Annotated in this window: 11 protein-coding genes; 2 read left to right on the forward strand and 9 right to left on the reverse strand. The window is 62.9% G+C overall.

Going from position 1 to position 11,006, the window contains the following annotated elements:
- Positions 1-265 precede the first annotated feature (265 nt).
- The 9 genes from EJ903_RS25550 to EJ903_RS25590 form a co-directional block, all read right to left on the reverse strand.
- On the reverse strand, positions 266-1,012 hold the full coding sequence (locus EJ903_RS25550) for a helix-turn-helix domain-containing protein (protein ID WP_126620696.1): 747 nt from the start codon (positions 1,010-1,012) through the stop codon (positions 266-268).
- Between the two features lie 161 nt (positions 1,013-1,173).
- Entirely contained in the window at positions 1,174-2,028 is an 855-nt protein-coding gene (locus EJ903_RS25555) for a D-amino-acid transaminase (protein ID WP_126620697.1), read from the reverse strand.
- A 65-nt stretch (positions 2,029-2,093) separates the two neighbouring features.
- Entirely contained in the window at positions 2,094-2,927 is an 834-nt protein-coding gene (locus EJ903_RS25560) for an arginase family protein (RefSeq protein WP_126620698.1), read from the reverse strand.
- A gap of 6 nt (positions 2,928-2,933) precedes the next feature.
- The gene (locus EJ903_RS25565) at positions 2,934-3,848 is read right to left on the reverse strand and encodes an ATP-grasp domain-containing protein (RefSeq protein ID WP_126620699.1); all 915 of its coding nucleotides are present in this window, start codon (positions 3,846-3,848) and stop codon (positions 2,934-2,936) included.
- Between the two features lie 86 nt (positions 3,849-3,934).
- Positions 3,935-4,804: a diaminopimelate epimerase gene (gene dapF / locus EJ903_RS25570; protein ID WP_210211566.1), complete on the reverse strand. Its 870-nt coding sequence runs from the start codon at positions 4,802-4,804 to the stop codon at positions 3,935-3,937.
- Between the two features lie 61 nt (positions 4,805-4,865).
- A complete protein-coding gene (locus EJ903_RS25575; RefSeq protein ID WP_126620700.1) occupies positions 4,866-5,612 on the reverse strand; it encodes an SDR family oxidoreductase in 747 nt (248 codons plus the stop codon).
- A gap of 108 nt (positions 5,613-5,720) precedes the next feature.
- On the reverse strand, positions 5,721-6,929 hold the full coding sequence (gene metX / locus EJ903_RS25580) for a homoserine O-acetyltransferase MetX (protein ID WP_126620701.1): 1,209 nt from the start codon (positions 6,927-6,929) through the stop codon (positions 5,721-5,723).
- An 81-nt stretch (positions 6,930-7,010) separates the two neighbouring features.
- Complete coding sequence (gene cysK, locus EJ903_RS25585) at positions 7,011-7,973, reverse strand: cysteine synthase A (protein ID WP_126620702.1); 963 nt, start codon at positions 7,971-7,973, stop codon at positions 7,011-7,013.
- Between the two features lie 51 nt (positions 7,974-8,024).
- Positions 8,025-8,918: a YqcI/YcgG family protein gene (locus EJ903_RS25590; protein ID WP_210211567.1), complete on the reverse strand. Its 894-nt coding sequence runs from the start codon at positions 8,916-8,918 to the stop codon at positions 8,025-8,027.
- A 693-nt stretch (positions 8,919-9,611) separates the two neighbouring features.
- On the opposite strand from EJ903_RS25590, the gene EJ903_RS25595 reads away from it, so the two are divergent.
- The gene (locus tag EJ903_RS25595) at positions 9,612-10,064 is read left to right on the forward strand and encodes a DMT family transporter (RefSeq protein WP_126620703.1); all 453 of its coding nucleotides are present in this window, start codon (positions 9,612-9,614) and stop codon (positions 10,062-10,064) included.
- A 15-nt stretch (positions 10,065-10,079) separates the two neighbouring features.
- Positions 10,080-10,769 carry a metallophosphoesterase family protein gene (locus tag EJ903_RS25600; RefSeq protein WP_126620704.1) on the forward strand — a complete coding sequence of 230 codons (690 nt, stop codon included), beginning with the start codon at positions 10,080-10,082 and terminating at the stop codon, positions 10,767-10,769.
- The last annotated feature ends 237 nt before the right edge of the window (positions 10,770-11,006 follow it).

An 11,006-nucleotide genomic window follows, 5' to 3' on the forward strand; every position in this document is an offset into this window, starting at 1 on the left:
TCGGCATGCCGGCCTCCCAAAAGGTCTCCTGACCGTCACGTCGGATCGGGTGTGCTTCGCACCCAAGCCGAATTACGCACCAAAGTCCACGCGATAGCGGGCGCGCGGGATCTTGTGACGGCGGCTCTCGTTGGCTTTGTATGGCATCGGGGTCTCGGCTTCAGCGGGGCCACCTTCCTCCCCCGCTGCACTGCACCAGCCAATCTCTCGCTGATTTATGCGCCAAGGTCCTTCTCAACAGCCTCTAAACTTGACGGCGGCTGCCTCATTGTGCGTGCGACACGCTCCGGCGGTAGTGGCCCGGTGTGACACCAAATGCGCGCCGGAAACAGCGGCCGAGATGGCTTTGATCGGAAAAGCCAGTCTCGGCTGCCACGGCGGCAACCGGCTGTCCGACCCGCAACAGGCGTCGCGCCTCGTTCAACCTTTCGGACAGTCTGAAAATCTGCGGTGGGATGCCGAATTGCTTGCGGAACCGGCGGGAGAAGCCCTCGCGGCTCATCCCGGCGAGGCGGGCCCCTTCGCTGACCGTTTCCCATGAGGCATTCCTCGCCTCCGTCCATTCCCGAGGCATGCCGCCATCGCACCGGTGATCTTCGATGATTGCCGCAAGATCGAGCCAATCGATGCTCCCCTGCCGCCGCAACAGCAGCGACATTCCGGCAAACAGACCCACGGCATCGTAGACCCCCGGCGACGTATAGATATTGATGCAGAAGATGTCCATCGACTCGGAAAGGGAGCGGTGGGGCGTGCCGGCCGGAATTCTCACCCCCTGGCCGGGTGCGACATCGAACAGCGAGTCCTTCATCAGGAACCGTCGGCGTCCCGACAGGACGAATGTCAGTTGGTCCTCTTCATGGAAATGCACCGGCAGCGAGACATCCTGCCCGCACACGACCCCCAGTTCGACGATGTCGCTGCTGAACGGCCGCCAATATCGCCAGACGCCGTCGGCGCCCGTGCCCATGCCGATGTCCATGCCCTTGGGAAACTGAAATGACGCCACCATGACAAACCACCCTGCATCCGTAATCCGGCCGGACCGCCCTGTCCCCGAGCCCGGCCGAGGCCCTCACGCATCAGCGCTCCGCAGCCTCTTGAGAGTCCCCAAAGTCTGCCGTCGCAACAAGCCCCGCCATGCGTTCAGAGTTTGCATTCGTCCTGCCGGCATCAAACGCCGGTTGCATGGGCGAATTCAAGATGGATCTCGCGCAGGCGCCGCACCACGCCGCCGACCTTGCCGTCGCCGATCGGATGCCCGTCGATCACCACCACGCCCTGGACCAGCACCGACGCGCTGGTGATGAACACCTCCTTGGCGGCGAGCGCTTCGGCAACGCTGAAAAGGCGCTCTTCCACCGGGATCTTGCGCTCCTCGCAGAGCTTGATCAACGCCTTGCGCGTGCATCCGTCGAGGATCGCGTTGAAGCGCGGCCGCGTCACCAGAACGCCGTCGGCGGTGACGATGAACGCCGACGACGACACGCCTTCGGTAACAAAGCCGTTTTCGACCATCAGCGCTTCCTGGCAGTCGGCGTCCACGGCCAATTGCCGCGACAGCACCTGCGCCAGAAGGGAAATGTTCTTGATGTCGCGGCGCGCCCAGCGGATATCGGGAACGGTCTTGACCGAAATGCCTTCGAGCGCTTCGCGCGAATCGATCATCTTCTTCGATCTGACGAACATGACCAGCGTCGGTCGCGCATCCTTGGGAAAGGCGAAGTCACGTTCTGCCGCGCCACGCGTCACCTGCAGGTAGACAAAGCCCTCTTCCAGACCGTTCAGCGCAATCAGTTCCTTCAGCAGCGCGACGAGCCTGTCGGGTGTCTCCGGCAGGGCGAGAGAGATTTTTTCCGCAGAACGCTGAAGCCGCGCAAGATGCGATGAACTGTCGATGATTCGGCCGTTCAGCACCGCCGCCACTTCATAGGTACCGTCCCCGAATAGAAATCCGCGATCCAAAATGGAAATCTTCGCTTCGGCAAGCGGGACAAAAGATCCATTTACATAGGCGATCTGTGTCATTGCCATAGAACTTTCCGCGCTCATTGAATGACGATCCGGTAATCGGTTTGGGCAAGTTCGCCCGATTATTCTATTGCCGTTCGCCTGACCGACGCCGCTTGCAGCAGCGGGGCCGCGATATCCAAAATGACCTCGACAGCCGCATCGCCGTCGCGCTCGTCCGCAGGTGCGTGGAACTCCGCAAGTTCGACACCGGCAAGCTGCGAGGCCGGGATCGCGGCGAAGATGTCGCGCAGCTGCGACGGCAGCAGACCGTCCGGAACCGTGTAGTCCGCAGGGATATATCCCGGTTCCATCACATCCCAGTCGACGTGGACCCAGACCGGCGCATCGCCGATCTGGCGGAGCACATGGTCCGGCGTAGCATCGGCAGGAGCGATGATCCGCACGCCGGCCTGACGCAGCAGCTCGCCCTCGGCCCGATCGATGTCCCGCGCCCCGACCAGAATGACCTGTTCGGGCCGCAGGCCAGCCCCATGGCCGCTGTCCCAAAGCCCGCAGGCGGCGGCAACGACCATGCCGCCGAGATAGCCGGTGCCGGTCGTCTCGGGGGTATTGAAGTCGCCATGGGCGTCCACCCAGAGAACCACTGCGTTCGGAAGACGTTGCGCGACGACCGGCAGGGTCGCAATGCTCGCCGGGCAGGTGTTCGAGATCAGGACGCTCAGCTTTTCCCCGTCGATGCTCTCGGATATCGCATCCTTCAACGCGGCCAGCGTTGCGTGTGCCTGCGGAAGGCTGTCGCGCCAATCATCCTGCGCAGGGGGGGCAGCCTTGCCGACGACCCGTGCCTTCACGCCGTAGCGGCGTTCCAGGGCCTGGGCAACGCGCGAGGCACCTTCGATCGTCTGGGCACTGCGATCGGCCACCCGGCCTTGCGAAACGATAAGATCAAACATCGGCTTTTAGGCTCCGCTCTCTTGAGACTGCAGAAGTTGGCCCAACACCCGGGCGAAGCGCATGGCGCCACCGTCGCAGAATGGAAAGGAAAGCGACGGTTCGCAAATATCCAGTTCCAGCAGCATCGGCCTGCCGTCGTTGCCGCGGATGAGGTCGACGCGTCCGTAGAGCAGCGGCCTGCCGAGCCCGAGATGGTCGGCGGTGGCATCGAGGATCGCCAGTGCCACGGCCTGTTCATCCGCATCCGCGACCCGGGCCGCACGGAAATCGGGGGTCGGCCCGTTCACCGTCCCGTCGGACATGAGCAACGCGCTTTTGCGGATCGCGTGGCTGTAGACACGATCGAAATAGGTGAGATTGGTCTCGCCGACCTGATCGACCGACGAAAGATACGGCTGGAGGATGACGCTGCGATTCTGCTCCAGAAGGCGGACGATATGCTCGGTGGCCTCGTCTTCCGCCGTTCCGGCGAACCGCTTCACGTTTTTCGAATAGGAACCGACGGTCGGCTTGACCACCAATTCGGCGGCCTGGCCGTTCGTGGCCAGGAAATCCCGCAATGCCGCCCGGGCGTCCTCCCCCGGTTCGACGAACCGGCTCGGCACCACCGGAACCCCGCGCGCGGCAAGATCGGCGAGATAATGCTTGTCCGATGCCCAACGCACCACCGACAGTGGATTGACCAGATTGGTCGTCGCAGCGACCCGCTCCGCCCAGGCCAGGAATTCTTCACGGCATTCGATGTAATTCCACGTCGACCGCAGGACGACGTGAGCGTAGCGCGACCAGTCGACGCCCGGATCGTCCCAGGCGCAGACTTCGGTCGGGACGCCAAGTTCCTCGCACGCCGCCAGCAGCAACGGCATGTCATCGTCGTTTTTCAAGTCGGTAACCGAGGTAGCCAGAGCGATAACGTGCATGGAGCCAATCCAATGTTGGAATAAGGACAACCGGTTGCCGAGCCGGTTGCCGGGATGTCGTGTCAATCCGGGATCACCGGACGCTTTCAGTCCGGCTGGCCCGCCAACGGGCTGGTATCCAGCCTGCCCTCGAAAACGAAGGCGGCCGGACCGCTCATCATGATGGGGGCTTGCTCGTCCGGCCATACGATGTCCAGTTCGCCGCCGGGCAGAACCACGGACACGCTGCGGTCGACGCGGCCGCGCCGCATCATCACTGCCGCCGCGGCGCAGGCACCGGTGCCGCAAGCCAGCGTTTCGCCCGCTCCATACTCGTAAACCCGGAGAATCAGGCGTTTGCGGTTCACGACCCTGACGAAGCCGACATTCACCGTCGGTGGCAGGACGCGCAATTTCTGCAAGGCCGGTCCGATCTCTGCGACCGGTGCGCCGGTCTCGTCATCCACCTCCAGCACCGCATGCGGGTTTCCGGTCGACACGGCGGCGAAGCGGATGCGCCGGCCGCCATCGAGATCGACTTCGTAGAGGTCCTGCTCGCTTTCGAAGCCGGCCAGCGGAATTCTGTCCGGAGCGAAGGCAGGGATGCCCATAGCCACCCGGAAGCGTTGGCCGCCGAGCACATCCACGGCATGCGTTCCGCTTGGGCTGTCGAGCAGGAAGCGATCTCCCGTCGCAAGTCCCGCGCGCACCACCCAGGCGGCGACACAGCGCGCACCGTTGCCGCATTGCATCGACGGCGATCCGTCCGGAGTCCAGATGCGGTAGGAGGCGACGGCCTGCGCACTGCGCGGTGCCGCGATGCCGAGAATCATGTCGCAGCCGACGCCCATGCGGCGATCCGACAGATACCGGCACAGGGCTGACGAAGGCTCCGGCACCTCACGCAGGTCCAGGACGACGACATCATTGCCGGCGCCGTGCATCTTGCTGAATGGAAGCTTTGGGAAGGCATGCAAGGGCGGTCGTCCTTCTTCGGGTTCAAAGTTGTTCAGCGAGGCACGGCGCGGGGATATGCCGTCACCACGGCACGGTTTCGTCCATATGAACGAAGGTTCCCGTCGGCCCGTTGCTGTCGAGCAAAGCCATGCGCACGCCGGTGGCGGCCCCGACCGGTACTTCGAAATACCCTTCGCCGTCGTTCATGTCGGTTTTGGTATAGCCGGGATGGACCGCATTCACCTTGATGGTCGTCCCGCGCAATTCGTACGCCAAATGTACGGTCCAGGAATTGACCCCGCTTTTTGCGGCGCTGTAGGCCGGGAGCGATTTGAAATGATCGCTGTAGGCGTATGAGTCCGGATTGCTATGGGTGCCGATCGAGGCGAGAAGGCTGGATAGGTTGACGATGCGCCCGGCCGCCGACTTGCGGATCAGGGGCAGGAAGGCCTGCGTGACCGCGACGACGCCGAAGAGATTGGTGTCGAACGTCTCGCGCCATTGCGTCAGAGGCTGCTCGGACGGCTGCTTGCCATATTGCTCGATGCGGATCGCCGCGTTGTTGACGAGAACATCGAGTCGGCCGAACTCGCGCTCGACGTCGCCGGCCGCAGCCCGGATCGTTTCGTCGCTGGTGACGTCGAGATGGATGGGCTGGACGGCAAGCCCCTCCCCGCGCAACGTCTCCGCCGCCATGGCTGCCCGGTCCGGATTGCGCCCGGCCACCAGGACATGGACGCCGTTGCGGGCAAGCTGCCGCGCCGTCTCAAAGCCGATCCCGCGCGTGGCACCGGTGACGAGGGCGATCTTGGCTGGTTGGGTCGACATCGGGTATCCGTCGGTTGGTTGGGCGATGGAACAGGGTGGAGAGGGGGCGAGCACCGCCAGCCGGACGGTGGGACGGAGCTTTCCGGCAGGAGGATTCCTGGGCCAGCCTTATTGGATGCACGCAGTTCCGGACCGGCGATGGGCGGGCTGGATCGCATTCACTCGGGACAACGGCGACCACCCCGCCGTCCCGCGCTGCCGCAGATCGGCAAGGAACCCGGCCACTGCCGGGCCGAAACGGTCCGTGTCGACCAGGAAGGCGTCATGCCCCTGCGGCGATTCCAGCGGCAGGAATTTGGCATCCACCCCGCCCGCCCGCAGTCCGACGGCGATCTGCCGTTGCTGGTTCAGCGGGAACAGGACATCGCTGGGCACGCCCAGGACCAGCGCCCGATCGAGGCTCAACCGAGCCAATGCCTGGTCGGCGCTGCAGCCATAGGCATCGCCGAGGTCGAACCAGTCCATGCAGCGGCTGAGATAGAGATAGCAGTTGGGGTCGAAGCTGCGCACGAACCGGCGCGCATGGCTTTCCAGATAGCTCTCGATTTCGAATTCCCGGCCGAAGGAGTCGTCATCCTGGCCGCGCTGTGCCGCATCCAGGCGCAGGCGGCCGAAACGGCCATCCCACTCCAGGGCCGAGCGGTAGCTGATGACCCCAAGCTTGCGCGCGGTCATCATCCCGCATTCGGGATAACGCGCGTGGTCGTAATGGCCGCCGTTCCAATGCGGGTCGAGCCGGATCGCCTCGCGCTGCAACGATCGCACGGCGATCGAAAACGGCAACGCGTGCACCGAGCTGGAAATGCTGATGTGGCTGCTCGCCAAATCGGGATGCCGTGCCAGAAGCGACAGCGCCGTCATTCCACCCATGGAATTGCCGATGACGCACGCCAGCCGATCGATGCCCAGCGCCCGTACCGTGAAGGCGGCCGCGTCGGCGATGTCCTCGATCGAGAGTTCGGGAAACTCCAGGCGATAGGGGCATCCGGTGGCCGGGTCGATCGAAGCCGGCCCGGTCGAGCCGTTGCAGCTCCCCAACGAATTGACGCAGATCACATGCCATAGGTCCGTGTCGATCGGCTTGCCGGGTCCGAGCATTTCCTCCCACCAGCCGGGCGTGGGATCGCCGTCGTGCGAAGCCGCATGCGCGCTGGGCGAAAGTCCGGTGACGATCAGAATCGTATTGTCGTGCGTGTCTTGCGACTTGCCCCAGCTTTCATATGCGATACGCGCACCATGCAGCACGCCGCCCCGCTTCATCGGAAAGGCGGCGGGCAGATCGATGAACCGGGTCGCCGGAGGAATGAATTCGCTCATTTGCCTGGGGAATGCTGGAATTATTGCGGAACGAAGGCCGATAAGCCCTTCGATGGAAAGCCGGTAGGGTGTCGCGGCCGGTCAGGCTTCAAGCGACGCCAGCCAATCGTCGTCCGAACCTTCGGTGACGCCGTCGAACAGAAAGGTCGACAGGTAACGCTCGCCGGTGTCGGGCGCCATGGCGAGGATCACCGATCCTTCCGGTGCGCTTTCCGCCACCCGCAGGGCGGTCGCCACGGTGGCGCCGGCGGAGATGCCCACGAAGATTCCTTCCTCCGCGGCGAGGCGGAGTGCCACGTCGCGGCCGGCCACCTCGTTCACCTCCAGGAGTTCGTCGATGACCTCGCGGTCGAGGATGCTGGGAACGAAGTTCGGCGCGAGGCCCTGGATCTGGTGAACGTTCCAGCCCTTGCCGGACAGCACGGCGGCATTGTCCGGCTCGGCCACGACGATCCGCACCTCCGGCCGCGCCAGTTTCAGCATCTGGCCGATACCGGTCAGGGTTCCGCTGGTCCCGAAACCGGTAACGAAGTAGTCGAGACGCTTTCCGGCGAAATCGGCAAGAATCTCCGACGCCGTCGTCTGGCGGTGGTACGAAGGGTTGGCGGGGTTGTCGAATTGCCGGGCGCGGAACCAGCCGTATTTTTCGGCCAGCCCGTCGGCGATGCGGTTGCCGCCGCTGCTGCCCAGCGCGCTTGGAAACAGCAGGACCTTGCCGCCATAGGCGCGGATCAGCTTGCGCCGTTCCACCGAATACCCGTCGCCCATCACCGCGACGAAGCGATAGCCGCGCGCCGCCGCAACCATCGCTAGCGCGATCCCGACATTGCCGGACGTGCACTCCACGATGGTATCGCCCGGCTTCAGCAGCCCCTTCCTCTCGGCATCGAGCACAACGGAGAGCGCCAGCCGGTCCTTGACCGAACCGCCGGGATTGAACTTCTCCAGCTTCGTATAAACCGTCACATGTTCCGGCGCGAGCCGGTTCAGCCTGACGATCGGCGTGCGGCCGATCGTGTCGAGAACGCTGTCGTAGAGCGGCATCGGAAGATCCTCGGCAAGGAAGCGATAAGGGGAAGGAACGTCACGCCTGCGTCAGTCCGTGGAACCGGCCGTCGATCTTTCATCCGCCCGCTGCCCGCTTTCCGATCGTCCCGCACCGGCAAAGGTGAACGGGCACTTGTCGGTTCGTTCGACATTGGCCTCGATGATGCCGTATTGCCACCATTCGAGCCCCTCGGAGCCGTACGAACCGAGTTGAAGGGATCGCGACACGCCGTCATATCTGGCGATCCGGTCACGGATGTTGTTGCGGACCTTCCGTCCGGTGGGATTGTTGCCGGCGACGACGTCGAAGCGTTCGCGCGGATTGATCACGAACAGGAAGTGCGCACCCAGGTTGCGGCTTCGGCGAATCTTATGCGCGGGATGGCTCATGTTGCAGAACAGCTGCATGCCGTTGAAGCACATGGACCAGGATGGCGAATGGGGATCGGTCGCGACGTCCTGCGGCCACGGCATCGGGTCGATCTCGTGCAGCTTCTGGAGAACGCTCCAGCCGAAGGCATGGTAGTCCGCCCACGAGCCATCCCGGATCGCATCCAGGGAAAAGGCGACGACCAGCGGAGAGGCCGTGTTGAGATTGCCGTCCCATCCTTTCGAGCACTCGACATATTCGACGAGACCATCCGCGAGATGCCGGATGCCGGCCGGATCGACCGATTCGACAAAAATGAACTTCAATATTCCTTTTCGGATTGCGCTTCTTCCGAAAATGCAGGGGAAGTCCTGATCGTCGACGAGCAGGGCCTTGATGTCGCCAAGAACAGTGCGGTGCCAATCGCAAACTTCCGTCGAAGCCTGATCCTGAGACAGCATTCTTGCTTTTCGATGATTGGCACCCATTTCATTCTTATCCGCCCGTTGCGGACGATCGCACGGCGAACCGTCGACGGAAGAAGGCGCGTCAAGAATAGAGACGTCGGCCATGATTGTTTCACTCCCAGTTATTCTCTCGTGGTTCGCCACGCCATGGCGCCGCTTGAGTTCTGTTTCGGCTGCCCAGCGGATCGGAACGTCGAATTCCGGTGTGTTTGCTTCCTTTCAGACCGGGTTTTCCGGCTTGGTCGCGGATATGGCGCGCTTCGCCTTTCCCCGGTCACGCCAACCTGAAAGGATGCAACGGTGTGTATTGCCTGCTTGAATGCGACATCCATGTTCGGAACGGGCCGGATACCCTGCTCCCCGTCCGGGCGTGGAGCGGAAGCCGGGAAGAAGTACTTTGCTCGACTGCATAATGGTCTTTGGACATCAGATACCCGGCGGACGAAGTAGCAACTAAAAATACATTCGTGTGCACTGTTCACGTGTGAAACGGGTAGCAAACTCGGCAAACCCGTTCTAGAACGAATGTGACCTTGCGGGGCGCAGGAATGAAAAATTGTATATTATGCAAGAAATATAATTTTATGAGAAAATCTTCTAAAATTCTCTTCTTGCTGCTTCTCTGCCGGTATGTAGCATTGCCGACCGGTCCCGCGATTTTCCGCAGCGGATTTCGGGCTGCGGCAGGCAGGTCACATCCGTTCCAGACGGCAGCGGCCCGACCCTGCTATCCAATGGTCCGGGAGCGCCGCATGGAAAGCCCTCCATGCGAACCGGCACGTCTTCGGGGAGTACGGCATGACCGCCGCCTTGTCCGCATTTTCATATCTGCTGGTGGTCGGCGCCGGCGTGAGCGTCGCTCTGCAGCAGGTTCTGAACGCAAACCTGCGGGCCGAACTCGGGTCGCCCTGGTGGGCGGGCTTCATCAGCTATTTCGTCGGCATGCTGGCGATGCTGGCAGTCGCCCTGACCTCCTCCAGCCCCCGGCTGTCCGATTCGTTGGCCGGGACGACGTCTTGGCTGTCATGGACCGGGGGGCTTTTCGGCGCGCTGTTCATCGGGACCGCGATTCTCATGGTTCCCCGCCTCGGCGCCGCGACGGTTCTCGCCTTGATCGTCGTTGGACAAATGCTCGGCTCGCTCGCCTTCGACCATTTCGGCCTGTTCGGGCTTCCCCACCACCCGGTCAGCCTCACCCGGCTAGCCGGCGCGGCCTCTCTGCTCCTCGGCGTCGTCCTGATCCGCCTTTGAATCCGGGAGGCCACGGTGAAACTCGTCATTATTTCCGACATCCATGGCAACCACGAAGCCTTGCGTGCCTTGCCCGAAGAGTATGACGAACTCTGGGTCCTCGGCGATCTCGTCAACTACGGACCGCAGCCGAGGGAAGTCGTTGCGGACATCATGGATAAGGCTTCCCTGGTCGTACAAGGCAATCATGACCACGCGGTGGCCTACGACGACGACTCTCGCTGGAGTCCGCGCTATCGCCCGATAGCCGAAGCGACCAGGCGATACACCTCCTCCGTCCTCAGCGAAGCACAGAAGGCTTATCTCCGCAGGCTTCCGCAGCAGGCGCAGGCCGAACGCGACGGTCTGCTGTTTCACCTGACTCACGCAATGCCTTCGGACCCGCTCTACGGACGCTACCCGACGGACACAGGGGGGTGGGATTCGGCACTCGATGGACTGCAGGCGGATGTCCTCCTTGTCGGGCACACCCACGTGCCGATGCTTCGCAAGGTCCGTGACAGGATCGTGCTGAATCCGGGAAGCCTCGGCCAACCTCGAACCGGCACTTCGCTGGCAAGCTACGCTGTCTGTCAAAACGGCCACTTCGAACTTAAATCCTTCCGGTACCCGGTTGAAGCAACCGTTGCAAAGCTCAGGGAACTGGCGCTGCCGCGTCCGGTCGAAAGGGAACTTGTCGCTATTCTCGAAACCGGTTCGGCTTGAATTTCCCGGATGGTTCCGTCAGGTGTCCCTCTGTGCCAATGACGGTGAGACATCAGCCCGGCTGAAGTTTAAGGCGCCGGGCCAAAATAGACGAATCGATAGGAGGGTGCGCGGTAGGGGATTCTCGGCGGGAGTCGGGAGCTGTAGACTGGGACTTTGGTGCGTAATTCGGCTTGGGTGCGAAGCACACCCGATCCGACGTGACGGTCAGGAGACCTTTTGGGAGGCCGGCATGCC

The organism is Azospirillum griseum (assembly GCF_003966125.1).
Lineage (GTDB): Bacteria > Pseudomonadota > Alphaproteobacteria > Azospirillales > Azospirillaceae > Azospirillum > Azospirillum griseum.

Excerpts from the sequence above, each read along its gene's own strand:
- EJ903_RS25575 (WP_126620700.1), bottom strand. The coding sequence starts at position 5,612 with ATGTCGACCCAACCAGCCAAGATCGCCCTCGTCACCGGTGCCACGCGC.
- metX (WP_126620701.1), bottom strand. The coding sequence starts at position 6,929 with ATGAGCGAATTCATTCCTCCGGCGACCCGGTTCATCGATCTGCCCGCC.
- EJ903_RS25550 (WP_126620696.1), bottom strand. The coding sequence starts at position 1,012 with ATGGTGGCGTCATTTCAGTTTCCCAAGGGCATGGACATCGGCATGGGC.
- EJ903_RS25595 (WP_126620703.1), top strand. The coding sequence starts at position 9,612 with ATGACCGCCGCCTTGTCCGCATTTTCATATCTGCTGGTGGTCGGCGCC.
- EJ903_RS25590 (WP_210211567.1), bottom strand. The coding sequence starts at position 8,918 with ATGGCCGACGTCTCTATTCTTGACGCGCCTTCTTCCGTCGACGGTTCG.
- EJ903_RS25565 (WP_126620699.1), bottom strand. The coding sequence starts at position 3,848 with ATGCACGTTATCGCTCTGGCTACCTCGGTTACCGACTTGAAAAACGAC.
- cysK (WP_126620702.1), bottom strand. The coding sequence starts at position 7,973 with ATGCCGCTCTACGACAGCGTTCTCGACACGATCGGCCGCACGCCGATC.
- EJ903_RS25560 (WP_126620698.1), bottom strand. The coding sequence starts at position 2,927 with ATGTTTGATCTTATCGTTTCGCAAGGCCGGGTGGCCGATCGCAGTGCC.
- EJ903_RS25555 (WP_126620697.1), bottom strand. The coding sequence starts at position 2,028 with ATGACACAGATCGCCTATGTAAATGGATCTTTTGTCCCGCTTGCCGAA.